This is a genomic window from Capnocytophaga sp. ARDL2 (genome assembly GCF_041530365.1).
In the GTDB taxonomy this organism is placed as follows: domain Bacteria; phylum Bacteroidota; class Bacteroidia; order Flavobacteriales; family Flavobacteriaceae; genus Flavobacterium.
Genome location: NZ_CP168034.1, coordinates 259212 through 284021 on the forward strand (window position 1 = coordinate 259212; position 24810 = coordinate 284021).

At 34.4% G+C, this 24810-nt stretch carries 21 protein-coding genes and 3 pseudogenes; 9 read left to right on the forward strand and 15 right to left on the reverse strand.

Translation table 11 applies throughout. From position 1 onward, the window contains the following. Positions 1-4: 4 nt before the first annotated feature. The 10 genes and pseudogenes from AB4865_RS01385 to AB4865_RS01430 form a co-directional block, all read right to left on the reverse strand. Positions 5-835 (reverse strand): succinate dehydrogenase cytochrome b subunit, encoded by an 831-nt coding sequence (locus tag AB4865_RS01385; protein ID WP_372473955.1) that lies wholly within the window; start codon positions 833-835, stop codon positions 5-7. A 321-nt stretch (positions 836-1156) separates the two neighbouring features. Beyond that, a complete protein-coding gene (locus AB4865_RS01390) occupies positions 1157-2467 on the reverse strand; it encodes a L,D-transpeptidase family protein (protein WP_372473956.1) in 1311 nt (436 codons plus the stop codon). Further along, positions 2460-2909, reverse strand: coding sequence for a GNAT family N-acetyltransferase (locus tag AB4865_RS01395; RefSeq protein WP_372473957.1), 450 nt, complete (start codon positions 2907-2909; stop codon positions 2460-2462). Before AB4865_RS01395 ends, AB4865_RS01390 begins: the two co-directional genes overlap by 8 nt. Before the next feature lie 16 nt (positions 2910-2925). After that, on the reverse strand, positions 2926-3810 hold the full coding sequence (locus AB4865_RS01400) for a flavin reductase family protein (RefSeq protein ID WP_372473958.1): 885 nt from the start codon (positions 3808-3810) through the stop codon (positions 2926-2928). Position 3811: 1 nt separating this feature from the next. Then, positions 3812-4288 (reverse strand): ribonuclease HI, encoded by a 477-nt coding sequence (gene rnhA, locus AB4865_RS01405; RefSeq protein WP_372473959.1) that lies wholly within the window; start codon positions 4286-4288, stop codon positions 3812-3814. A 177-nt stretch (positions 4289-4465) separates the two neighbouring features. Next, complete coding sequence (locus AB4865_RS01410; protein WP_372473960.1) at positions 4466-6070, reverse strand: Ig-like domain-containing protein; 1605 nt, start codon at positions 6068-6070, stop codon at positions 4466-4468. 101 nt (positions 6071-6171) lie between these two features. Then, positions 6172-7716, reverse strand: coding sequence for a glycine--tRNA ligase (locus AB4865_RS01415; protein ID WP_372473961.1), 1545 nt, complete (start codon positions 7714-7716; stop codon positions 6172-6174). A 55-nt stretch (positions 7717-7771) separates the two neighbouring features. Then, positions 7772-9583 (reverse strand): GNAT family N-acyltransferase, encoded by a 1812-nt coding sequence (locus AB4865_RS01420; RefSeq protein WP_372473962.1) that lies wholly within the window; start codon positions 9581-9583, stop codon positions 7772-7774. Positions 9584-9687: 104 nt separating this feature from the next. Continuing rightward, positions 9688-9825: pseudogene (locus AB4865_RS01425) on the reverse strand (IS982 family transposase); the annotation flags it as partial. A gap of 62 nt (positions 9826-9887) precedes the next feature. Next, a pseudogene (locus AB4865_RS01430) lies at positions 9888-10100 on the reverse strand (IS982 family transposase); the annotation flags it as partial. A 262-nt stretch (positions 10101-10362) separates the two neighbouring features. Here AB4865_RS01430 and thiL point away from each other — a divergent pair. Continuing rightward, positions 10363-11394 (forward strand): thiamine-phosphate kinase, encoded by a 1032-nt coding sequence (gene thiL / locus AB4865_RS01435; protein WP_372473963.1) that lies wholly within the window; start codon positions 10363-10365, stop codon positions 11392-11394. An 86-nt stretch (positions 11395-11480) separates the two neighbouring features. Here thiL and AB4865_RS01440 read toward each other — a convergent pair whose 3' ends face one another. Continuing rightward, positions 11481-12428 (reverse strand): L-threonine 3-dehydrogenase, encoded by a 948-nt coding sequence (locus AB4865_RS01440; RefSeq protein ID WP_372473964.1) that lies wholly within the window; start codon positions 12426-12428, stop codon positions 11481-11483. 632 nt (positions 12429-13060) lie between these two features. After that, positions 13061-13939, reverse strand: coding sequence for an IS982 family transposase (locus AB4865_RS01445; protein ID WP_372472445.1), 879 nt, complete (start codon positions 13937-13939; stop codon positions 13061-13063). A gap of 1198 nt (positions 13940-15137) precedes the next feature. Between AB4865_RS01445 and AB4865_RS01450 the strand changes: the two genes are divergently transcribed. The 5 genes from AB4865_RS01450 to accC all read left to right on the forward strand — a co-directional run bounded on the left by AB4865_RS01450 (position 15138) and on the right by accC (position 18963). Further along, the gene (locus AB4865_RS01450) at positions 15138-15485 is read left to right on the forward strand and encodes a hypothetical protein (protein ID WP_372473965.1); all 348 of its coding nucleotides are present in this window, start codon (positions 15138-15140) and stop codon (positions 15483-15485) included. A 56-nt stretch (positions 15486-15541) separates the two neighbouring features. Further along, positions 15542-15736 carry a hypothetical protein gene (locus tag AB4865_RS01455; protein WP_372473966.1) on the forward strand — a complete coding sequence of 65 codons (195 nt, stop codon included), beginning with the start codon at positions 15542-15544 and terminating at the stop codon, positions 15734-15736. Positions 15737-15894: 158 nt separating this feature from the next. Next, positions 15895-16890 (forward strand): beta-ketoacyl-ACP synthase III, encoded by a 996-nt coding sequence (locus AB4865_RS01460; protein ID WP_372473967.1) that lies wholly within the window; start codon positions 15895-15897, stop codon positions 16888-16890. Between the two features lie 52 nt (positions 16891-16942). Further along, positions 16943-17428 (forward strand): acetyl-CoA carboxylase biotin carboxyl carrier protein, encoded by a 486-nt coding sequence (accB, locus tag AB4865_RS01465; protein WP_372473968.1) that lies wholly within the window; start codon positions 16943-16945, stop codon positions 17426-17428. 188 nt (positions 17429-17616) lie between these two features. Then, positions 17617-18963, forward strand: coding sequence for an acetyl-CoA carboxylase biotin carboxylase subunit (gene accC, locus AB4865_RS01470; RefSeq protein WP_372473969.1), 1347 nt, complete (start codon positions 17617-17619; stop codon positions 18961-18963). Between the two features lie 129 nt (positions 18964-19092). On the opposite strand, the pseudogene AB4865_RS01475 reads toward accC, so the two are convergent. Continuing rightward, a pseudogene (locus AB4865_RS01475) lies at positions 19093-19575 on the reverse strand (hypothetical protein). 225 nt (positions 19576-19800) lie between these two features. Here AB4865_RS01475 and AB4865_RS01480 point away from each other — a divergent pair. Beyond that, the gene (locus AB4865_RS01480; RefSeq protein WP_372473970.1) at positions 19801-20013 is read left to right on the forward strand and encodes a hypothetical protein; all 213 of its coding nucleotides are present in this window, start codon (positions 19801-19803) and stop codon (positions 20011-20013) included. Positions 20014-20053: 40 nt separating this feature from the next. Here AB4865_RS01480 and AB4865_RS01485 read toward each other — a convergent pair whose 3' ends face one another. Next, positions 20054-20485, reverse strand: a complete 432-nt coding sequence (locus AB4865_RS01485; protein WP_372473971.1) for a hypothetical protein — start codon at positions 20483-20485, stop codon at positions 20054-20056. 125 nt (positions 20486-20610) lie between these two features. Here AB4865_RS01485 and greA point away from each other — a divergent pair, with 125 nt between their 5' ends. Then, on the forward strand, positions 20611-21087 hold the full coding sequence (gene greA, locus AB4865_RS01490) for a transcription elongation factor GreA (RefSeq protein ID WP_372473972.1): 477 nt from the start codon (positions 20611-20613) through the stop codon (positions 21085-21087). A gap of 4 nt (positions 21088-21091) precedes the next feature. Next, on the forward strand, positions 21092-21481 hold the full coding sequence (locus tag AB4865_RS01495; protein WP_372473973.1) for an HIT family protein: 390 nt from the start codon (positions 21092-21094) through the stop codon (positions 21479-21481). Between the two features lie 678 nt (positions 21482-22159). Here AB4865_RS01495 and AB4865_RS01500 read toward each other — a convergent pair. Next, positions 22160-24406, reverse strand: coding sequence for a helix-turn-helix domain-containing protein (locus AB4865_RS01500; RefSeq protein WP_372473974.1), 2247 nt, complete (start codon positions 24404-24406; stop codon positions 22160-22162). Positions 24407-24810: the final 404 nt, after the last annotated feature.

The following is a 24810-nucleotide window of genomic DNA, read 5'->3' on the forward strand; positions in this document are numbered from 1 at the left end:
TAGATTATTTTACAAAATGGATATATACAGGAATAATTGCAAACAACAAAGGTACGATGATTGCGAAAGCAGTACCTGCACATTTGATGATTCCGTTGTATTTCGTATGGTTCAATCCCAAAGATTGGAAGGCACTTTTAAATCCGTGCAACAAGTGAAAACTCAACACAGCCATAGAAAGCACATACAAAATAGTAGCAATCAATCCCATGTTGTTTACAGGATTTTTGAAAAAATCTACTGTGATTTTGTACAAATCTTTGTACCCTTCAGCAAATTTCAAATCAGAATTTGGAATGTAAAATTCTTTCCCATTTTTCAATTCCAAACCTCCCATTTCTACTTGTTGTTTTTCAATAAAACTTCCAGAAGTAGTGTTGTACATTTCTACATCCCCCATAGGAGTAGCCAATACTTGCGTTTGCAAAGGCATTTCAGAAAAATGCATTTTTGCCCAGAAATTTGTCATGTGTGTAACGATAAACACCAACAACAAAGTCCCTAAAACCGCCATGTTTCTCGATTGCCAAGTACTGTTTGCAGCAGCATTGTTTTTAGCATAACCAACAGGGCGAGCTTTTTTGTTTTGGATGGTCAATAAAATACCATCAACTGCGTGGAATAAAATAGAAAAATAAGTCAAATAAGACAATACTTTTACCGCAGGATTCGTAGTCATGAAATGAGCGTACTGATTGAACTGCAAGTCTGAAGCGTAAATCAATTGTAGGTTTCCTACCAAGTGACCTATCAAAAACACGCATAAAAATAAACCTGTAAGCGCCATCCAGTATTTCTTACCGATAGACGACTTTAATAGTGCAGATTTTGCCATAGTGAAATGTTAATAGTTTCTTTAAAAATCATACAAAATTAAATGTTATTACTACTATTTTCAACATACATATTCGATTTATAAGCAATTTATATTTATTTTAAACTAAAAGAACAAACCTACACAATTTATTCATTTATTTATCAACAACTTACAACAATAAATAAAAAAATTTTATTTAAAAAAGGTGGAGATTTTTATTTTTCTCTTGCATCTTTCAATTTATTAAAATATTTTAAAAAGTATGATATTACGTTAAAATTGAAACTATGGTTAAAACACAAAAACGAGATGTATTTCAGTAGCATACACCTCGTTTTTTTATTTCTTTGCTTTTATTCTCTTTATCATTGCCTCATCCCATTGATAAGGGTCTGAAATACTTTTCAACTGATTGTTTTCTACAATCGTTGTAAAATACGTCTGATAGATTTTTACTTTTTTACTCAATGAAATATGTTTGGTCTTTTCTGATTCGACGATTTCTATCATATCGTCTTTTGATATTTTTTTATTTTCAGTATTAAATATGTACGTTGCCAAATCAAAAGGATGTTCAACGCGTACACAACCCGAACTCAACGTTCTATTGTCATTGGCAAACAACGAACGATTGTTGGTATCATGCAAGTACACCATATGATTGTTGGGAAAATTAAACTTTATCGTTCCCAGTGCATTGCTTTTACCTGGTTCTTGTACATATCTATAAGATTTGTACCTTTCTGGATTCCAATCTTCTGGCTCTACTTCATTTCCCTTTGAATCTAAGATTTTTATTCTTCTATTTGCAAAATAGCTTCGATTATTGGTAGCTGCTGGCAAGACATCATTTTTTAAAATCGTCGGCGGTACTGTCCAAGTGGGATTGAGTACTATACTGTTGAATGCCGAATTCAACACAGGAGTTTTTCTATCTGTTTTTCCAATGATGGTACGATGAGTATATAAAACTTCTCCTTTTTCTATCCATCTCAGTTTCATTTCAGGAATATTTACCCAAACATAATATTCGCCCAAATCATCGGGTATCCAACGAGCTCTTTCCATATTTAGCAATAACTTGTCCAATGGATTTTTTGATTGCTCCCATTGTGATTGCAATTCTTGGTAAAATTTATTTTTAGGTATTTGCGAAAGTAACGCTTCTTTGACTGAATGATTTTTTAATGCATCAAAGGGCAATTGATAATCTATAGTTCGCTTTTTATCAATTTCCCAATCTGAAATGATTTTTTTAGGATGTACACGACCGTGATTTAGATAAAATGTTGCTTTTAAAAATATAGTAGTAAAATCAAAATCAGCGGCGACTCTCTGTGAGGGTATGTATTGTTGATATTTTTGATGATGACCGATTAATTTGTCATACAAAAAATCTGAACGTTTAAACCCATGTTTTTCAATATCATTAGTCAAAAAATCGAGTAATTCTTCTCTATTTTGAAAAGAATTCCAAAAAGTATGTTGACCAAAAGTATCGTAAAACTTTTTGGTTGCACCTGCCGTTTGAAGTATTTGACAAGGTACAAAATAAACAATTTCTGGATGTTTTACCTCATCAGCCGACGGGCGAAAACAATTTACCCCTATCAATAGAAAACATATCAAGGGGTATAATTTTTTATTCATCTTTTGTAATAAATTTAAACATAATTCGATGTGAACCAATATGAGGAATCAACACTTCTTGTATTTTGAGCGAAAAACCTAGTTTTACGTAAAATTTGACAGCAAAATCTCTTGCAAAACACCATATAAACGCTGCTTTATTTGCTGTTACTTTACGTAAGCTCGTTTCTACCAATTCCCTTCCGATTCCTTTTCCTTGGTGCGATTTTACAATTGCCAAACCTGTCAATCGATAGACATCGTTTACCTTATAATTGTTTGTATCTTTTTTGTGATACGACACTACGCCTATCAATTTTCCGTCTTCAAAAGCTCCAAAATGCTTGGTTTCCTTTTCATAATCGCCTTCAAACACACTCTCCTCTCGGGGCATATCATTTCTCAACACGAGATGCCTCAAATCGATGGTTTCATCTGCTGAAATTTCTTTTATTTCTATCATGTTTCCTTCTTTAAATTTATTGAATAGTAGCAGCACATAAAACTGCTTTCCAAGCCTGATCTACTTGCCCTTTCTTGATACATTCTTTCGCAAACATACAAATTTCTTTTGTGTTTTTGTCATTTAACCATTGCTGAATCGTATCATTTGACAATTTGTAGTCTTCTACTTCTTCTTGTGTTGGAATTATTTCAATGTTTCCTAAAATCCCCAACTCATTTCCTGTAAAAAATCCTTGTGCAACTACCGACTGAGGCAAGGCATCTACCCCCACCCCCAACGTTACCAATGGTTTTTCTACTTCAAACATTCCGTCAATCGCTCGAGTGTACCAGTTACCTCCCATACGAGCTACTAAATCGATTTTTTTGGTATCAATTACTCCGTTTTCGTCTAAAATATCTTCGTTGATATGAAACTTTACTACTTCACAAATCACCAAATTTCCTGCTCCTCCTTGATCGCCCAATGCTACTACATCTTTCACGATACATTCCAATTGCACAGGGCTTTCTTTTACTCGCATTGGTCGAATGTTTTCTGAGGCAACTTTTGTAAATCCTGCTTTTACAAACTCATCTACTCCGTCTCCATATTCTGTAGATGACAAAGAGGTTTGCTGTACAATATCATAATTTACCACATTGATTACCACTTCTTTGATTTCTTTTACATTTTCTAAAGTATGCTTTGTGGTACTGTTTCTCACTCTACGTGCTGGAGAGAAAATCAACACAGGTGGATTGGAACTAAAAATATTAAAAAAGCTAAACGGTGATAAATTGTGATTGCCATTTGCATCGATTGTACTTGCTAATGCGATGGGTCTTGGCCCTATGGCAGATTGCAAATAGTTTTGCACTTGCATTGGGTTTAATTCTTTTGGGTCAAATGTCTTCATATTATATATCAAATAAATTTTGTTGTTCGTATCCTTCGTCTATCAATAAGTTTTCTTGTTTGGACGCATTTACTGCAAGAAAATCACAGCGTTCGTTCAACGGATGATTGTTGTGTCCCTTGATCCACTGAAATTGAACCTTATGTTTGCGATACACCTGTAAAAAGCGCTGCCATAAATCGGGATTTTTCACTCCTTTAAATCCTTTTTTTTGCCAACCTACAATCCAATGCTGATTGATGGCATCTACTACATACTTAGAATCAGAAACTACCAAAACATCACAATTCTCTATTTTCAAAGCTTCCAAACCTACAATTACCGCCAATAATTCCATGCGATTGTTGGTCGTGTATCGATAGCCCTGTGCGATTTCCTTTTGACGCTGGGTTCCTACCTGTTGTAAAACCACACCAAATCCACCCGGACCTGGATTGCCGCGTGACGAACCGTCTGTATGTATGATGATTTGGGGCATGGGGTATCTTTTAACTGTAAATTGTATTGTTGTAGATTGTATAATGTTCTTCTTTTTTGTATTTGAACGATTTATTATAGAATTTAGTTTATCATTCCAAATAATTATTTTTTTAGTATAATATTAAATTGTTGTAAAAAAACATTATACATTTTTTCAATTTACATTATACAAAATTTAATCTCCCACCCTCACCGTTTCATTCAATTCCCAATTAGCTCTTGCGTCCCAAATGACTGGGAGATTGACGATGGTTTCGGATTGGCGTTTTTCTAAATAATTTCCTGAATCCCACTTGCCATTGACGTTGGCATCGATGATTACTCGAGCTTGGTATTTTCCTGGTTCTAATCGTTGGAAAACCAATTGCTTGTTTTCGGGAACGATTTGTTTTTGTACGACTTTGTTTTTATCGTTGAGCAATTCAAATATCAAAGGGACTTCTTCAGTATGCTCGACTGTTACTGTAAGATTGGCATAATCTGCATACGAAGTTGTCTTTCCTTCCCAACGCAACGAATCGTTTGACTTTTGAAACAAATCGGTTACTGCTCCAGGATAAAGTTGCAATTTGTAAGAAGTATTTTCTTTTTTGTCAAAAATCAAATACAAAATGTTCTTCAATTTATCTTGAACAATATCGAAAATTGTTTCGTTTTCTTTATCGTCTGTCAGTTGGATTTTTTCCTTGTCAAATTGCACAATGGGTGTGGTACTGCTTATTTGCAAACTATCCCTAAAATGCAATACACTTCCTGTTCTGAAAGAAACATTTAGCGTATCGATAGTCTTTACATTTCGAGGTTTTAGCACATATTCTTTTGTATAATCGCCATTGGTAAACGAAAATTTCAACGAATCTTTCGCTATTTCTGGCATAAATACATGCAACGAATCTTTATCTGCTACTTTGTAAAAAGCCGACGGTATTTTCTTTTCAAAATCAGAAACCTCAATGGTAATATTTTTATATTCTCCCTCAAACGGCACCAACCATTTGTTTTTTGACAACATCGACGGACGAGAAATGTTGTTTTGTGGTTGCTCTTTGAAAAGCGTTAGTACAAAAATAGAATCTGTTGGTACGCTAATCGAATGAGACAAAAATGCTATTTTTTCCAATTTGGGTTGAAAAGTATAGTTGTTATTATCGTCTGTCAGTGCAAAAAGCACATATTCACCTGCTTTGATATTTTCTAAAGTTGCCGAAGTTTGTCCTTTGGCTGCGTGAGCTACATAATACGGCTTTTTCTTGAAAATCAACGAATCTTTAAAATTTTCGGCTTCGTACAACATCACTTTTACCCCCTGATTGAGCGTAGGTTCGAAAGCATCTCGCAATTGTACATTTACTTGCAAAGAATCGATAAATTTGCCTGTAGAAAACACATATTTAAACGCTTCAAAAGCATTGCCTTCATTGTTGTCCACGATGCTATTTCCAAAGTTAAAAGAATAGGTGGTATTGGATTTCAGACTGTCTTTCAACTTGATCGTTACCGTTTTATTTGCCAATCCCATAGGGGAAAGTTCGGGCATTTGCTCCATTGGAGGCGAAATAATCAATTGTTGATTGACATTGTTTAGTTTTACATATTCATCAAACGACAATTTGATTGTTTTTTCGTTGAATTGAGTTGAAAAATTTTCAGGAATAGCTTTCAATAATACGGGTGGCAGGGTGTCTTGAGGTCCACCTGTGATATAACCGCGTTTTGCACAGCTGAAAAATAGGCTGATGCAAATAATAACAAGGAATAAAAGTTGTCTGAGGTTTTTCATAGTTTAAATTTAATTAGCCACGAATTTCACGAATTTTCAAAATTATATAATTTGAGTTAATTCGTGTAATTAGTGGCTAACATACAAACACCAAAGGTGTATTATTTCATTTTCTGTAACCAATTTCTCATAGAAACCTCATCGTTGATAATGTTTCTCAAATCTGAAATCGCTACTCTTTCTTGTTGCATCGTATCTCTGTGGCGGATGGTTACCGTTTTGTCTTCCAAAGTTTGGTGATCTACCGTGATACAGAATGGAGTACCCAATGCATCTTGACGACGGTAACGACGACCTACAGCATCTTTTTCGTCATAAGCCACATTGAAATCCCATTTCAAATCTTCGATGATTTCTCTGGCTACTTCTGGCAATCCGTCTTTTTTTACCAATGGCAATACCGCTGCTTTGGTTGGTGCCAAAACCGATGGCAATTTCAAAACGGTGCGTGTAGAACCGTCTTCCAAAGTCTCTTCTTGCAAGGCTTTTGAAAATACTGCCAAAAACATACGATCCAATCCTACCGAAGTTTCAACAACATACGGCACATAAGAGGAATTGGTTTCGTTGTCAAAGAATTGTAATTTTTTACCCGAATGTTGCTCGTGTGCTTTCAAATCGAAATCGGTACGCGAGTGGATTCCTTCCAATTCTTTGAATCCGAATGGGAAGTTGAACTCAATATCGGCTGCTGCATTGGCATAGTGAGCCAATTTTTCGTGGTCGTGGAAACGGTAGTTTTCTCTACCCATTCCCAAAGAAAGATGCCATTTTAGACGCGTTTCTTTCCAGTAGTCGTACCACTTCATTTCTTCGCCTGGTTTTACAAAAAATTGCATTTCCATTTGTTCAAACTCACGCATACGGAAGATAAATTGTCTTGCAACAATCTCATTTCTAAACGCTTTTCCTGTTTGAGCAATTCCAAACGGTATTTTCATTCTTCCTGTTTTTTGTACATTTAGGAAGTTTACAAAAATTCCTTGAGCGGTTTCAGGACGCAAATACAAATCCATCGCTGTATCGGCAGACGCTCCGAGTTTTGTAGCAAACATAAGGTTGAACTGACGCACATCTGTCCAGTTTTTAGAACCTGTTTCTGGGTCGGCAATGCCCAACTCTTCGATGAGTAATTTTACATCGGCAAGGTCGCCACTGTCCAAACCTTTTGCCATACGTTCGAGGATTTCTTTCTTTTTTGAAAGATATTCCACCACACGAGGATTGGTCGACACAAATTGCTCTTCGTCAAAGGCTTCTCCAAAACGATTTCTCGCTTTTTCGATTTCCTTTTGAGCTTTTTGATACAATTTTTCGCAATAATCCTCAATCAACACATCGGCTCTGTATCGTTTTTTAGAATCTTTGTTGTCAATCAATGGGTCGTTGAACGCATCGATATGCCCCGATGCTTTCCAAGTGGTGGGATGCATAAAAATTGCAGCGTCTATACCCACAATGTTTTCGTGCATTTGCACCATTGATTTCCACCAATATTCACGAATGTTTTTCTTTAGCTCTACTCCGTTTTGAGCGTAGTCATATACGGCACTGAGTCCGTCGTAAATTTCGCTTGATGGGAAAATATATCCATACTCTTTTGCATGCGAAATTACATTTTTAAAAATATCTTCTTGTTTTGCCATGGTGCAAAATTAGTAAAAGTTTTATTGTTATATAGTGAAATAGTTTTTCCTAATATTATTGAAACAACTCGCTATTTGGGTTCATTTCCATTTGTTTTTGCAGCTCTTCCATCACAGGTCTTACGGTATCTTCTGGCAAATCGTCTATGCGAATGTACATAAGACCATCAATAGCATTGTTAAACAACGGATCGACATTAAACCCTATCACACGAGCGTTTTGCTTGATGTATTTTTTTATCAAAACTGGCAATCGCAATCCTCCTGGTTCTACCTCTTCGATGAGCTTGTCAAATTTATTCAAATCTGCCTCGGCTACATTAAACACAAAGTCTTTGTCTGCATCTTTGAGTTTTACTTTGTATTCTTTTTTCGCTTTTACAAATTGTGCCACAAATGGGTCGTAAAAATGCGATTTCATAAACTCAATCATCAACGATTTACTAAAATCGGTAAACTGATTGCTGATACTCACTCCGCCAATCAAATATTTGTGTTCTGGATACCTCAGCGTCGTGTGTACGATTCCTTTCCAAAGCAAGAACAAAGGCATCAGCTTTTGCTGGTATTCGCCTACGATAAAGGCACGCCCCATCTCGATAGAATGTTCGAGCATAGTATAGACCTCTGGGTCGAATGTAAACAACTCAGTGAGGTAAAACCCTTGTATTCCATGTTTTGGATAAATTCGTTTACCCAATCCCATACGATAGGCACCGGCGATACATTTGGCATCGTCGTCCCAAAGAAACATATGATGATAATGTTCATCATATTTGTCCAAGTCGATAGAATTGTTGGTACCCTCGCCCACAGCACGGAAAGTAATTTCTCTCAATCGACCGATTTCTTTCATGATATGAGGAATTTGAGAAGACTCTGCCAAAAACACCTCGTAATTTTTACTTTGTAAGAGGCGTTCATTGCCTTTTCGCAACTGCTCGATTTCCTGCAAAATCAGATTTTCATGCACAGGACTTTCGATTTCTGCTGGTGGTCGTTGAGACAATTTCAACGAAGGGATTTTGATATAAGTTTTTTTGTCGTCCGCGGTAGTATTTGCCAAAAGATAGGTTTTTTGACGCAAAAAATTGCCGAAATCTTCGATAGATTCGATTTCTTTTTGTTCTTTTACCGAAATAGGCTTACCGATACGCACACGGATTACTCTTCCTTTTTGGCTAAACAATTCCGAAGGTAGTTTTGCCGTTTGAAGCGTAGGGCTCAACTTTGCCAATGCGTAAAACAATTTGCTATTTTGAGCATGAAAATAAATCGGAACCACAGGCACTTCTGCTTTCTTAATCACCTTAATAGCACCTTCTTCCCACGGTTTGTCCACGATTTTACCGTCTTCTTCGCAGTTAGACACCTCACCCGCAGGGAAAATTCCCAAGGGAAAACCGTCTTTCAGATGTTGCAGAGTTTGTTTGATACCCAACACACTCGATTTTGCATCTTTGTGATTTTCAAAAGGATTTACAGGCATAATATAAGGTCTCAACGGCTCGATTCTATGCAAGAGAAAATTGGCGATAATTTTGTAATTTGGATTGATTTCTCGCATCAATTTTAGCAATAAAATCCCGTCGATTCCACCCAAAGGATGGTTGGAAATGGTAATATACGCACCATTGGAAGGCAATCTTTTCAATTCCTCCAAATCGATTTCAAATTCTACTTTAAATTCGTTTAAAATTGCATCCAGAAACTCCAAATCACTCAGATGTTTGTTTCTATCATACACTTTATTCACTTTAGAAATCTGCAAAGCCTGCATCATACACCAACTGGTGAATGTACCAACAAAACCTAACTTGTCTATTTTCAACGCTTTAGAAATTTCTTTTGCCGAAACCAATCCCATGTTTAATTTTTTTGCAAAAGCAAATATAATAAAAATAGCGTTTTATAAGATTGTTTTAAATAAACTTTCAAATAAAAGCAATCTACAATTATCTATTGTGCATTTTAAATTATACTTGCTTTAATTTTATTTATTTCCTTTTTTAATACAAATTTGTTAATGTATTGAATTAAGGTTAAAGCAGTTATTTTACTGATAATTCGTGTTTTAAAACCGCTAAACGATTTTGAATAATTTCTTCTACAGAACAGATAATGTGTAATTTATACCCAAAATAATGGATTTATATGATAAAAAAATTCTATTTTCTTTTGTTGTAAACACTCCTTTCTATTTTGTTTCTCAAAGAATTAGGTGGTTTTCTAAACAGCTACATTTCACTATCAATACTTAAATATTCAGCCGTTAAATTCAAACTCACAAGTTCTAAATCACTCATTTTTGGCTTTCGCCTTTGATGAGGGAAAACCTGATGAGGAAAAAACTTTTTTAAAACTTCTAAAATTCTTTCGTATATTTAACTTCGTTGAATCTTCGATTTATCCTAAGATGTTCATTTTTGATTTGTTTTAGCGAACTAAATATACTAATTTTCAGCTAAATAAACAACTTTTTTATTTATTTCATAATGCACAACGGATTATTTCTATGTTTCTACTGTGTGTTATGTGGTAAAAAACTCTTACCTTAGATTAAAAACACAAATTGTTTCTTAATTATATTGGTAAAACCATAAAAAATTAATGTAAATTTGCCTTTCATAGAAATTTTCCTTTAAAATGTTAGACAGTCACCCTTCACAAAAAACATCAATAGAACAAATAGGCAGTGTATCACTTGCACAACAGATTCAAAATAGTTTTCCGGTGCAAAACAAATCTACCTTAGTAGCTCAAGGAGATGATGCATCGATTCTCGATTATAAAACAAAAAAAACAGTTACTTCTGGATTGCTTTGGGTAGAAGGTGTACATTTTGATTTGTCGTACGCACCTTTGAAACACTTGGGCTACAAAACCGTTGTAGCGAGTATCTCAAACATCAGTGCTATGCACGCCGTTCCTGCTCAAATTTCTATTCAATTGGCTCTTTCTAACCGCTTTTCTTTAGAGGCTATCGAAGAGTTTTACGAAGGAGTACGTTTGGCAAGTTCGTTTTACAAAATAGACTTAATTTACAACCAATTGACATCAAGTCAAAAGGGATTGATTATTTCTTCAAGCGTTTTTGGAGAGGTAAAAAAAGATGCGTTTGTAGGGAGAAATACTGCCAAAGAAAATCAATTACTCGTGCTTTCTGGCGACATCGGTGCTGCCTATATGGGGCTACAAGTTTTGGAACGTGAGAAGCAAGTGTATTTGGTCAATCCGAACAATCAACCCGATTTAGACAATTATAATTACATCATCGAACGTCAGTTGAAACCAGAGGCTCGTACTGACATCAAAGATATTTTAGACAAATTAGAGGTAAAACCTACCGCAATGACGTTGGTCAACGATGGTTTGGCAGCAGCGATTATGCATCTGAGTATGCGATCGTCTGTTGGTTGTACGCTGTACGAAGAAAAACTGCCTATCGACCCACAAGTTTATAATGTATGCGAGGAATTTAATCTCAACACTACTACCATTGCCATCAACGGTGGCGAAGATTACGAATTGCTATTTACCATCGCAATGGAAGACTACGACAAAATAAAGGGAAATCCCAACCTATCAGTAATCGGACATACAGTTGCTGTCTCAGAAGGCAATCATTTAATAACAAGAGATGCTACAAAAATCCCTCTAAAAGCAAGAGGATTTTAATACAAACAAAAAAACGGTTGATTTATTGAAAATCAACCGTTTTTTTTAATCCATAGCATTGTTTTTCATCTAAAAAAAAACAACTACTATTTTTTATTTTTTAAATTTTCCAACATAGCCTGTGTCATACTGTCCAAATCGTATTCGTGTTGCCACCCCCAGTCTGCTCTTGCTACGCTATCATCGATGCTACTCGGCCAAGAATTGGCAATATCTTGTCTAAAATCGGGTGCATAGTCTATGATAAAATCCGGAATGTACTTTTGAATGCTCTGAGCAATTTCTGCCGGTGTAAACGACATCGCACTCAAGTTGTACGACGAACGCACTTTGATAGATTCTTTTGGTGCTTGCATAATTCCAATCGTCGCTTTGATAGCATCGTCCATATACATCATTGGCAACTCTGTAGCCTCGTTCAAGAAGCAAGTATAAGCACCATTTTCCAATGCTTTATAGTAGATATCCACAGCATAATCTGTAGTACCACCACCTGGCAATGTTTTCCAAGAAATCAACCCTGGGTAACGAATCGAACGAACGTCCACTCCAAACTTGTTGAAGTAATACTCACACCAACGCTCTCCCGCTTGTTTTGAAATTCCATACACCGTTGATGGTTCCATTACCGTATATTGAGGCGTTCCTTGTTTTGGAGTTGTAGGTCCAAAAACGGCAATACTTGATGGCCAAAAGATTTTTTTGATTACGCCCTCTTTGGCTAAATTCAATACGTGAAACAAAGAATTCATGTTTAATTCCCATCCCAAAGACGGATTTTTTTCTGCTGTAGCCGAAAGCAATGCAGCCATCAAATACACCTCTTCGATTTGGAATTTTTTTACCACATTAGAAACTTGATCAAAGTTCATCGCATCAATAACCTCAAAAGGACCTGACTGAAAAACCTCGTGTTCGCTCTTTTTAATATCAGAAGCAACCACATTGTCTGTACCGTAAATTTCTCTCAATTTTTGTGTCAATTCTGTACCAATTTGACCACAAGCTCCAATTATTAAAATTCTTGTATTCATCGTATCTTTAAATTTGACTGCGAAGGTATAAAATTGTACGCATTTTACTACTATCAAACCCAACAAAACTGTTTTTTACCCTTTATTTTTTATCATATTTTTTGATTTGCTACCATTTGTTTATGGATTTTTTATATTTCTTACTATTAAAACATAATAAAGTTACAATACCTATCATTTTTTTGCAAAAAGTGATTTTACACAAGCCTTACGATTTTTATAAAAAGAGCTGTCCATTAAATTTAGGACAACTAGTTTCTTTATTATTCTACACGTTTATAGCACCTTCCATTTTCATATAAAATATATTAAATGCGATAATCTTTACTGTAAACTAATTGTGAAGTTTGATTGGTAAATGAGTTTTTTCCATTGATTAAAATAGAATTCTCAAATTGCATATTATTAATAGATACTATCAAAATCAGCTAAATATAAATTTTTCACTTCAAAATTATCAATATCATTATTTTGAGTATTGTTAATCTTAGATAAATATAATCTGATTAAACCCTCTTATGATTTTACAAACAAAACATTTACATTAAAATTTTCAAACATTAAACGCATTGAATAATCATAAAAGATAATTTCATCACATCTTGTTAATCTATAATAACCCGTTGTGCATTTTAAATTATACTTGCTTTAATTTTATTTATTTCCTTTTTTAATACAAATTTGTTAATGTATTGAATTAAGGTTAAAGCAGTTATTTTACTGATAATTCGTGTTTTAAAACCGTTGAATGATTTAGCATAATTCCTTTTAATCATAAATTGATCACAAAGTTGAGAAAATAGAGTTTCGATTCTTTTTCTCTTCTTTTTGAATAAATAAAATTGAGGTTTGTAATCTTTTTGATTTATTCTTTTAGGTGTATCTAACTGAATAGTAGCAGTGTTAAACAAATCTAATTGATATTGTGACGATATATAACCTCTATCACCAATCAAAACGCAATTTTGAATTTGAGAACTAACATCTTTTAAATAATGAACATCGTGAACAGATGCTGGAGTCATATCTAAACTTTGTACAATACCTTCTATTGAACAGATTATGTGTAATTTATATCCAAAATAATGTAACTTCTGACTAGCACAAAAACCATAATCAGGATATGAAAAACTTTCGTCTCTACAAATTTTACTTCTCATTGCTCTAGCATTTTCACATATTTTCAAAGGCATACTATCAATTACAAAATAACTCTCCTCTCTATTAAAACACATTGCAAGTTTTTCCCTAATCTGATTTATATAATAAAAAAGATTTCGTTTTCTTTTGTTATAAACACTTCTTTCTATTTTGTTTTTCAAAGAATTAGGTATTTTTCTAAAGAGTTGTAATTCACTATCAATACTTAAATATTCTGCTGTTAAATTTAAACTCACCAATTCTAAATCACTCATTTTTGGCTTTCTCCTTTGATAAGGTAAAAGTTGATGAGGAAAAAAATCTTCTAAAACTTCTAAAATTCTTTCGTATATTTGCTCTAAGTTGTTCATTTTTTATTTGTTTTAGCGAACTAAATATACTGAATTTCAGTTAAATGAACAACTTTTTTTATTTTATTTCATAATGCACAACAGGTTATAATAATCTTTAGACTTTTTAATATCTAATATATTGCCACTTAAAATTTCATTATTGTGATTTTCGCATTTTACAGATGGAATATCAATGAATCTAAAATATTGTAAATCTTCATTACTAAAATCAATAACTCTTGTATCACCATTATTACAAATACACGAGAATAAAATCAAAGAACTAAAAAATACTAATATATTTCTCATAATTAAAACCAATTATTAAACAGCTCTTCTAAATAAATACGTGTAGGGTTAATGCCAGAAGTTTCTCTCGGCAAGTGTTTTTTCAACGTTTTGTTGATTTTCAAAATAAGATTCATCTTTGGAACATCCAAAAAGAATAGTAATTGAAAAAAGAAACTGTAATATTAAGCTTTTTTTCATTATAAAAAATTATTATTAAGCGACAAAGGTAGTCTAATATTAATGTAAAAAAACACTTTGTGAAATGTTTAGCACAATAAAAAAATAAAACTTAAAAAGTTAGATTTAACTTTATAAACCAGCTTTTTAATTTATTAAATAATATTATTCTCTTTACCCTCTATAACACAACCTCAAGATAGAACATTTTTAAATAAACAACATATAAATCAAGCTATCTCCTTTTTATTATCGCTTAATTTTTTATTTTTTTAATGATTTTTAGATTTTTTTGATGTGAATTTAAATAAATTTAACAACCTTAAATATGAAAAAAGCAATAAAAACCTTCGGATTTAGTATTCTAATTTTCGGAATACTTTTTTACTTAAAATACTGCTGAATAGAACATTACGACGGCGACACACGTACCATTGTAGAGGGGAGAGCAACGAAAAACCAACAACCGATTGCTCATGCCAGAGTAGAAATAGTATATAAACATTCCTCAAATAGTACCACCGTCAAAGATATTTACGACGAAATCTACGGTTTGGAACATTATCCTGTTTCAAAAGCAAAACCGACCAAAATGGAACATTCAAAATGGGATTTCCGCTCAATGAAAAAGATGTCGAATATTACATCGCCATTTATCATCTAAACAAAACCAAATACGTCGGACCTTACAAAGCAGGCGAAATTGTAAATTATCATATAAACATAGGAACTATAAATTTTTAATCACATGAAAAAAAAGATTACACTATTCCTATTGTTTTCGTCTTTTTGTGGGTTTTCACAAGAAAAAAAATTTTGGGATTACATAGGTTTTAGAGGCGTTTCGTTTGGATTGGGTGCTACCAATCTCGCTGGAAACAACATGATGGGTACAGCACACAAACCAGGAAGAAGTGGTTATTTGAAAATAGGCTTTTTGTCTATCGAAAATTTTACATTAGGAATACAGGCAACGACTTCTTATATGGAAGTAAAAACGGAGAGTTTTATGGAAATTTTTATAGTACGAGAAATTTCACAGAGAGTTATTACCTTTCGTACGCTTTCAAATTTGACGAAGGTAATCAGATTATAGAGCCCACTGTAGAATGGAACAAAAATCATATAAAATCTACAGGGCCGTATTCTCGTATGAAAAACCAATCTAATGAAACGACTTTAGGGGCAGATTATCATATGAGATTTGACCATAATTTTTACGGCACTTTGGGAGTGAGGTATCATTTTTCAAAGGAAAACATCGAAACACGCCCCAACTTTTCAGATTTTATCAATCGTCATAATTATATTTCTATGAAAATAGGTGTGAGCTTTATGAAATTTTGATTGTCTTTGGAGAAAAAAAAATTAAACGCGAGAGGTACATTATTTACTAAAATCACAAAAAAAACGACTTTTTTACCTAAAAATCGCTCAAATGTTGTAAAAAAGTCGTAATTTTCGCCCCTAAAATATTTTGTTCAAAAATACATACATAATAAATTATGAATAAAATCACCGCGGCAATTACTGGTGTAGGAAAATATCTTCCTGATTATGTGCTAAACAACAAAGAGTTGGAAGCATTAGTTGACACAAATGACGAATGGATTACCACTCGCACAGGTATCAAAGAACGCAGGATTTTGAAAGAACCCAACGCTGGTACTTCGTATATGGCTATCAGAGCAGCTCAAGATGTGTTGGCAAAAACCAATACAGACCCAAAAGACATCGACCTAATCATCATGTCCACAGCTACTCCCGATATGCCTGTAGCCTCTACAGGAGTATATGTAGCATCTCAAATCGGAGCTACCAATGCCTTTGCTTTCGACCTTCAAGCGGCTTGTTCGAGCTTTCTTTTCGGAATGTCTTCGGCAGCTTCGTACATCGAATCGGGGCGTTATAAAAAAGTACTTTTGATAGGTGCAGACAAAATGTCTTCAATCATCAGCTATAAAGACCGTGCGACTTGCATTATCTTTGGAGACGGTGCAGGGGCAGTACTTTTCGAACCAAACAACGAAGGTTTGGGATACCAAGACGCAATTTTGAAAAGCGATGGAATTGGTAGAGAGTTCTTGAAAATCGAAGCTGGAGGTTCTATCTTACCAGCCAACGAAGAAACGGTAGCCAACGGACAGCATTTTGTATTCCAAGATGGAAAAACAGTGTTTAAATACGCAGTATCGGGTATGGCAGATGTTTCAGAACAATTGTTGAAGAAAAACAATCTGACCAACGAAGATGTAAACTGGTTGGTACCTCATCAAGCCAATAAACGAATCATTGATGCAACGGCTCAACGAATCAATTTGGCAGAGGAAAAAGTAATGATCAACATCGAAAAATACGGAAATACCACATCGGCAACTTTGCCCTTGTTGCTCAACGATTACGAAAAACAATTGAAAAAAGGAGACAATTTGGTATTTGCAGCTTTCGGAGGAGGATTTACTTGGGGAGCTATTTATCTAAAATGGGCTTATAATTCATAAATTAAAAAGCGTACACCCACGCTAATAACTATAACAATAAAACGCATTAGAAATGGACATTAAAGAAATTCAAAATTTAATCAAATTCGTAGCAAAATCAGGTGCTACGGAAGTAAAATTGGAAATGGATGATTTCAAAATCACTATCAAAACTACAGCCGAGGCTGCAACAATAGAGAACGGTGGATTTGTACAACACATTCCAGTAGCTGTACCTCAAGCTCCTGTGGCTCCAGCTCCAGTAGCTGAAACTCCAGCAGCTCCTGTGGCTCCAGCGGCAAGCGAGGACGACTCTAAATACATTACAGTAAAATCTCCAATCATTGGTACTTTCTACCGTAAACCTGCTCCAGACAAAGCTCCGTTTGTAGAGGTAGGTTCTACGATCAAAACAGGAGATGTATTGTGTGTAATCGAGGCAATGAAATTGTTCAACGAAATCGAATCTGAGATTTCTGGTAAAATCGTAAAAGTATTGGTGGACGACGCTTCTCCAGTAGAGTTTGACCAACCTTTGTTTTTAGTTGAACCAGCTTAGTGAGATTTCTCAAAAAAGTTTAATTGACATTGGCAATATTGTGAAAAGATAAAATTTACAAATAACTATCTATGTTATCTATGTAAAGCATAGCGTCTTTAATTACTCACAAAGAAACATCTATGTTACCTATGTTTCTATGTGTTTAAAAAATAAAAATCAATGTCGTTTAATTCATTAAAAAAAACATGTTTAATAAAATCCTTATAGCAAACAGAGGCGAAATTGCATTGAGAATTATCAGAACTTGTCGTGAGATGGGAATCAAAACCGTAGCGGTTTATTCTACAGCCGACAGAGATAGTTTGCATGTGCGTTTTGCAGACGAGGCGGTGTGTATTGGTCCTGCACCAAGTGCACAATCGTATTTGAAAATGTCGCACATCATTGCGGCAGCAGAAGTAACCAATGCCGATGCAATCCACCCTGGATATGGTTTCTTGTCTGAAAATGCAAAATTCTCGGCTCTTTGTGAAAAACACGGAATAAAATTCATCGGTGCTTCTCCAGAAATGATCGAACGCATGGGAGACAAGGCTACTGCAAAAGAAACAATGAAAAAAGCAGGTGTGCCTACAGTACCAGGTTCTGACGGATTACTCGAATCTTTGGAACACGCCAAAAAAGTGGCTGCGGAAATTGGGTACCCTGTGATGATGAAAGCTACTGCCGGTGGTGGTGGTCGTGGTATGCGTGAAATCTGGAAAGAAGAAGACCTTGACAAAGCTTGGGAATCTGCTCGTCAGGAAGCAGCAGCTGCCTTTGGAAACGACGGTATGTATATGGAAAAACTCATCGTAGATCCTCGCCATATCGAAATCCAAGTAGTTGGAGATTCGTACGGAAAGGCGTGCCACTTGTCTGAAAGAGACTGTTCTATCCAGCGTCGTCACCAAAAATTGACAGAAGAAACTCCTTCGCCTTTCATGACTGACGAATTGAGAGAAAAAATGGGTGAAGCTGCGGTAAAAGCGGCTGAATACATCAAATATGAAGGTGCAGGTACTATCGAGTTTTTGGTGGACAGAGACCGCAATTTCTACTTTATGGAGATGAATACGCGTATCCAAGTAGAGCATCCAATTACAGAGCAAGTAATTGATTACGATTTGATTAGAGAACAAATATTGGTAGCAGCAGGTATTCCAATTTCTGGAAAAAACTATACGCCACAATTGCACTCTATCGAATGTCGTATCAACGCCGAAGATCCATTCAACGATTTCCGTCCGTCGCCAGGTAGAATTACTACTTTGCACGCACCAGGAGGACACGGAGTACGCCTCGATACGCATGTGTATTCGGGCTATGTGATTCCGCCAAACTACGACTCTATGATTGCCAAGTTGATTACTACGGCTCAAACCAGAGAAGAAGCCATCAACAAAATGAAACGCGCATTAGACGAGTTTGTAATCGAAGGAATTAAAACGACGATTCCGTTCCACAGACAATTGATGGACAATCCAGATTATATTGCAGGAAACTATACCACTGCATTTATGGAAACTTTCGAATTGCAAAAACCAGAATAAAACAACAAAACCGCACCAATTTGGAGCGGTTTGTTTGTTTTTAAAGTAAATTTAACGCTCATTAAGAAAACTATTTATTTAGAAAAGTAAATAGTATATCAAAATAATAAAACAAACCCGTTGTGCATTTTAAATTATACTTGCTTTAATTTTATTTATTTCCTTTTTTAATACAAATTTGTTAATGTATCGAATTAAGGTTAAAGCAGTTATTTTACTGATAATTCGTGTTTTAAAACCGCTGAATGATTTTGCATAATTCCTTTTAATCATAAATTGATTACATAATTGCGAAATCGAAGATTCGACGAAGTCAAAATAATGTTTCGATTCTTTTCCTCTTTTTCTTGAATAAGTAAAGTTTTTCCCTAATCTGATTTATATGATAAAAAAGATTTCGTTTTCTTTTGTTGTAAACACTCCTTTTATGTTGGTTTTTAAAGAATTAGGTAGTTTTATAAACAGTTGCATTTCACTATCAATACTTAAATATTCAAAAGTTAAATTCAAACTCACAAGTTCTAAATCACTCATTTTTGGCTTTCTCCTTTGATAAGGGAAAAACTGATGAGGGAAAAACTTTTTTAAAACTTCTAAAATTTTTTCGTATATTTAACTTTATTGAATCTTCGATTTGTCCTAAGTTGTTCATTTTTGATTTGTTTTATCGAATCAAATATGCTGATTTTCAGTTAAATGAATAACTTTTTTTTATTTCATAATGCACAACGGGTTAATTATTATCATAATGATACTATTCAAACTACATTACAGCCAAATGAAAAAATTCATGTTGTTGAGTATTATTTTCATATATTTCAAGAATACAACCATTTAATGAAATACTTCAAGATAACTTATTTAGATAATAACAAAGGATATATCTGTGGAAATTACGAACATCCGGAAATAGACAATTCAAAATGTTTTACCCATAGATATAGCCCTATTACATCACCTCTAACATCTGATTTTCTTCAAGAAGGTGATAATTATTATTTCAAAATCACCAACGAAGATTACGAAAACACTCATGATTTGAGTGAATAAAAAAAGAGGCGAGTACCTCTTTTTTTATTCATTTTTCAGATCAAAAATTTGTAATCGTAAGCATACTCCCCGATTGAGAAACATGATAAGGTTTTAATCCGTAAGTACTATTGATTCCATTGTCTATCGGCTGTCCGTTGATCAACAAATACTCTCGCTGACAGTGTGTGCATTCGGCAACTTGTCCATTGAGTACCAAGACAGATTGATTGTTGATGACGTGATTGCTACACGTAGCCTCATAGGCTGCAAATCCTACACCTGTGTTATGTACAATCACTCCATTATAGCCTTGTGAGGTCTCAATTATCGACTGGTTGGCATAATTCAATGGTGCATAAGAGGGTAAATTGAGATTAACCAACAGATGTACCGTCATTTCAGGTAAATACGGATTGAAATAAGAAATCCTTTCGTTTTCACACGAAAACGAAAAGATCGTCAACAATAAGGCAAAAAACATTTTTTTCATACGAGTATTGTTTGAAAAACAAATATAATTAATTACCTTTGCATCAGAAAATAATATTCAAAATATAAATTGTCAAACAGGAAGAAATCCTCCGCTTGGGGATTTTTTTGTATTTTAATAAAACAATGAGTAAAGTATCCTATTATACAGCAGAAGGTCTTAAAAAATTAAGAGACGAAATCGAACATTTAAAAAGTGTAGAACGCCCTAAAGCATCTCAAGCAATTGCTGACGCGAGAGACAAAGGAGATTTATCAGAAAACGCAGAATACGACGCTGCAAAAGAGGCTCAAGGACTTTTGGAATTGAAAATCGCTAAGTTGGAAGAAGTGTTGGCAAACGCTCGTTTGATCGACGAATCTCAATTAGACGTTTCGAAAGTATTGGTGTTGTCAACGGTAAAAATCAAAAACACTACCAACAATATGATCATCACCTATACTTTGGTAGCCGAAAGCGAAGCGGATTTAAAATCTGGAAAAATCTCTGTAACCTCTCCTATCGGAAAAGGATTGCTTGGAAAATCTGTGGGAGAAATCGCAGAAATCAAAGTTCCGAATGGTACATTGAAATTTGAAATTTTAGAAATCACAAGAGACTAATCACATGGCTAGTATTTTTACGAAAATAATCAACGGAGAAATCCCTTGCTATAAAGTAGCCGAGGACGAAAAACATTTGGCTTTTCTCGATATCAATCCCAACGCAAAGGGACATACTTTGTGCATTCCAAAACAAGAAATCGACAAGATTTTTGATATGGACAAAGAAAGTTATTTAGAATTGATGGCGTTTTCGTATAAAGTGGCTCAAGCATTAGAAAAAGTGATTCCGTGCAAGCGTATCGGAATGTCTGTCATCGGCTTGGAAGTACCTCATACTCACGTTCACTTGATTCCGTTGCAAGAAATGAACGACATTCGTTTTGAAAAGAAAACGCAACTGACTGCAGAAGAATTTAAAGAAACTGCAGAAAAAATAGCTTCGCTTTTATAATAAAACACAAAAGGTTTTCTCATATTCAGAAAACCTTTTTTATATCAAAATACCACGTTTAATCACTCTCATTTTCCTCTTCCTTTCATCCTGAGCGATATCGAAGTGTAGAAAAGGGAAGTATCCGAGTATATGGAGAAGAGTATATAAGAAAGAGGAGATAGATTTTCTATCGCAAAAAAAAAATTATCTAAAAACACTAATTTTCAAAACTTAAAAAAAATCAGTTAAAAAACTCCGCCTAAGTTATAACCGTTGTGGAAAAAACTTTAGCGAAGTTGAAAATCTTTTTTAGTTTTCAATCAACTCAAACATTTTAATTGGATCTTGACGATTATCCCAAAAACCCACAATCTCTATATTATTTTTTATTAAATACCACAAAGAGAAATGCCAAAGTACAATCATTATTCTATACTTATAGATTTTACCCTCTTTTTTGTATTGCTTTTCTTCATTTATTAGAGGATTTATTGACAGTATTTCTTATGCCTCTTCTACGGCATCAATGATTTTTACAGAATAAGTGGTTGTTTGATTTTTAATCCCAATGCCTCTATAGCCTTTACAGCCATTTCGTATTGTGCTGTTGAAATATTACCTTCTAATTGTATTGTTGTTATCAAAGTTTTTCATTTTTTTTATATAAAGATACATATAATCTTCTCAACGCATCACTTACTCCCTATACTTAGACGCTCGATAAATTTTCAATTCTTCCCACGAATATTTTTCTCCTGCAATGGCACGAATTTCTGTAAGCGTACTTTCCGTAGTGGTTTTACTAAATATTTTCTCCAATTCTTTCAATTTTGATTTGGCTATTACTTCGTGAATTTCGATTTTTCCTTCTACAATCAATTGTGCCAAATGCTGATAAATCGTTTTTTCGGACAATTTTCGTTCGTTGGCTATAAAACTCACCGACGGTTTTTTTACCCAAAGCAAAAAGGTTTTGTCTGTGGTAGAATTTTTTGAAATCGTTTTTGGTGCATTTTCCTTTACTTCTTCTTCAAACTGCAATGCCTGTTCTCTGATGAGTAGCTCGATTTTTACCGACAAATTGGTTCGGTAAACATTGATGTCTGAATCGATTTCTTTTTTGTCTAATTCTTTGTCAAAAATAAACTGTCGCACGATTTTTCTCGCTTTGATGAGTTGCAATGCCATTTGCAAATGTTCGTATTCAAAGGGTATCAATTCTTCGTGAAACAGCAACATTCCCTTTTGTGTTTTGGATTGTTGATAGACAAATAAAGTATCAAACGCCAATTCGTCCAACAAAGGATGAAAATAGTGGCATGCCTTGTCAAATCGTTCCCAAAAATGTTGCATTCTAAAAGGCTCTTCACAAAACAAAGCGTATAGTTCCGACAAAAATCCATTGCCTATTTTGGTCAATTTTTGCAAAGATGCCAACTGGATTTCTGCCCATTTTTTATACACATTTCTACTCGATTTTTCGGTGTTGTACAGCCAACCGTTTAACCAATTTATAAAATTATTGGTGTTTTTTTGCCAACTAAAAGTATCAAGCAACAGTTGCCATATATATTCTTTTTTTGCCTGAAACAAAGCATCTGTAGTCGCAAAATGATTGTTTTTTGTTGCAGAAAACGATACGAGGTTTTGATCTACCTCCATAGGTCGTACTTGCACACTGCGAGTAAGAATCAGTCCATCAAGGCTTTTCAAACGCGACAATGCCACATACGCCTGTCCCGATTGAAACACATCGTTGATGTCGAGTATGGCTTTTTCAAAGGTCAACCCTTGCGATTTGTGTACAGTAATTGCCCAAGCCAATTTTAGTGGATATTGTGTAAAAGTACCCAATACCTCCTCCTCTATCTCTTTGGTATCCTGATTCATCGTATAGCGGATGTTTTCCCATACATATTTTTCAACTTGTATGGTTTTCTTTTCCTCTGGAAAAAACACCCTGATTTCCTCCGAATTTATATGCGTAATTACGCCAATTTTCCCATTGAAATAGCGTTTTTCTGGGGTCAAATCGTTTTTTACAAACATGACCTGAGCTCCTTTTTTCAGCACCAATTCCTCTTCCAATGGGTAGAGTTTTTTAGGAAAATCATCTACAATTTCTGGGGTAAACACAAATTCTTTTTCATCAATCGATTGCAAGGCGTCCCAATTGATTTCGTCAGCTTTATAATTATGAGTAGTGAGCGTAATTCGTCCTTTTTTGTCTTTTTCTGTCAGCGGAAATTTTACATATTTTTCCAGATTGACTACATCATCTTCCGTAACCATTTGATTTCTAAATCGATTGAGAATATCCAAAAACACAGGATCGCTCTGACGATAAATTTTGTCCAACTCTATGTACAAGGGTAAATGTTGCTCCAATACTTTGGAATTGAAAAAGTAAATCCCTTTGTAATAATTTTTCAACACATCCCATTCTTCCGATTTTACCACTGGGGGCAACTGCCACAAATCGCCAATAAACAGTACTTGTACACCGCCAAAAGGTCGTTTGTCTTTGCGTACAAATTGCAAAATCACATCTATCGAATCGAGTACATCGGCACGGAGCATACTCACCTCGTCTATGATGAGCAATTGCAACGATTTGAAGAGATTTTGTTTGGTTTTATTCATTCGCAAATGACGACGAATGGTAATGGGATTTTCAAACACTATTCCGTGTTCGTTGGCGTCAATAAAGTCTTCCTTAGGCACAAAGGCACTGAAAGGCAACTGAAAAAACGAGTGAATAGTAACACCACCTGCATTGAGAGCGGCAATCCCCGTAGGAGCTACAACGATGGTGTTTTTGTAGGTGGTTTCGAGTATTTTTTTTAGCAAAGTAGTTTTACCTGTACCCGCTTTTCCGGTCAGGAATATGTTTCGTTGGGTGTATTGTATGTATTGTAAAACTAATTCTGCTTTTGTACTCATATACCAAAAGTACAATATTTTTTTGAAAATTGAAAAAGGAAAGTTTTTTAACACATCGTTTATTTTACCCTTAGTAAAATCTATATAGTCCTTATTTCCTATTGTGTTTAAAATAAAATAATATGCAAAAAATTATGAACTCTAAAAAACTATTTACCATTTGCTGTTTATTTAAATAAAAAAGTAAACTCTACAGCTAAACGTTTTTAAGAAAATTTTCGTTTTTTTTGTAGCTTTACAATTATTAATCAATAATATAAGAAAAATTAAAAAAATAATTTAAACATTATTTACATTTTCAAAGATAGATGTATGTAAAAAAGACGACGAATTGACAACCGTTTATGTAAAAGTACAATAATATATAGAAGACAAGTTTAAGAAGTACTACAAAAAAAGCCTTC

Excerpts from the sequence above, each read along its gene's own strand:
- AB4865_RS01385 (WP_372473955.1), bottom strand. The coding sequence starts at position 835 with ATGGCAAAATCTGCACTATTAAAGTCGTCTATCGGTAAGAAATACTGG.
- AB4865_RS01390 (WP_372473956.1), bottom strand. The coding sequence starts at position 2,467 with ATGAATAAAAAATTATACCCCTTGATATGTTTTCTATTGATAGGGGTA.
- AB4865_RS01395 (WP_372473957.1), bottom strand. The coding sequence starts at position 2,909 with ATGATAGAAATAAAAGAAATTTCAGCAGATGAAACCATCGATTTGAGG.
- AB4865_RS01400 (WP_372473958.1), bottom strand. The coding sequence starts at position 3,810 with ATGAAGACATTTGACCCAAAAGAATTAAACCCAATGCAAGTGCAAAAC.
- rnhA (WP_372473959.1), bottom strand. The coding sequence starts at position 4,288 with ATGCCCCAAATCATCATACATACAGACGGTTCGTCACGCGGCAATCCA.
- AB4865_RS01410 (WP_372473960.1), bottom strand. The coding sequence starts at position 6,070 with ATGAAAAACCTCAGACAACTTTTATTCCTTGTTATTATTTGCATCAGC.
- AB4865_RS01415 (WP_372473961.1), bottom strand. The coding sequence starts at position 7,716 with ATGGCAAAACAAGAAGATATTTTTAAAAATGTAATTTCGCATGCAAAA.
- AB4865_RS01420 (WP_372473962.1), bottom strand. The coding sequence starts at position 9,583 with ATGGGATTGGTTTCGGCAAAAGAAATTTCTAAAGCGTTGAAAATAGAC.
- thiL (WP_372473963.1), top strand. The coding sequence starts at position 10,363 with ATGTTAGACAGTCACCCTTCACAAAAAACATCAATAGAACAAATAGGC.
- AB4865_RS01440 (WP_372473964.1), bottom strand. The coding sequence starts at position 12,428 with ATGAATACAAGAATTTTAATAATTGGAGCTTGTGGTCAAATTGGTACA.
- AB4865_RS01445 (WP_372472445.1), bottom strand. The coding sequence starts at position 13,939 with ATGAACAACTTAGAGCAAATATACGAAAGAATTTTAGAAGTTTTAGAA.
- AB4865_RS01450 (WP_372473965.1), top strand. The coding sequence starts at position 15,138 with ATGAAAAAAAAGATTACACTATTCCTATTGTTTTCGTCTTTTTGTGGG.
- AB4865_RS01455 (WP_372473966.1), top strand. The coding sequence starts at position 15,542 with ATGAAAAACCAATCTAATGAAACGACTTTAGGGGCAGATTATCATATG.
- AB4865_RS01460 (WP_372473967.1), top strand. The coding sequence starts at position 15,895 with ATGAATAAAATCACCGCGGCAATTACTGGTGTAGGAAAATATCTTCCT.
- accB (WP_372473968.1), top strand. The coding sequence starts at position 16,943 with ATGGACATTAAAGAAATTCAAAATTTAATCAAATTCGTAGCAAAATCA.
- accC (WP_372473969.1), top strand. The coding sequence starts at position 17,617 with ATGTTTAATAAAATCCTTATAGCAAACAGAGGCGAAATTGCATTGAGA.
- AB4865_RS01480 (WP_372473970.1), top strand. The coding sequence starts at position 19,801 with ATGAAATACTTCAAGATAACTTATTTAGATAATAACAAAGGATATATC.
- AB4865_RS01485 (WP_372473971.1), bottom strand. The coding sequence starts at position 20,485 with ATGAAAAAAATGTTTTTTGCCTTATTGTTGACGATCTTTTCGTTTTCG.
- greA (WP_372473972.1), top strand. The coding sequence starts at position 20,611 with ATGAGTAAAGTATCCTATTATACAGCAGAAGGTCTTAAAAAATTAAGA.
- AB4865_RS01495 (WP_372473973.1), top strand. The coding sequence starts at position 21,092 with ATGGCTAGTATTTTTACGAAAATAATCAACGGAGAAATCCCTTGCTAT.
- AB4865_RS01500 (WP_372473974.1), bottom strand. The coding sequence starts at position 24,406 with ATGAGTACAAAAGCAGAATTAGTTTTACAATACATACAATACACCCAA.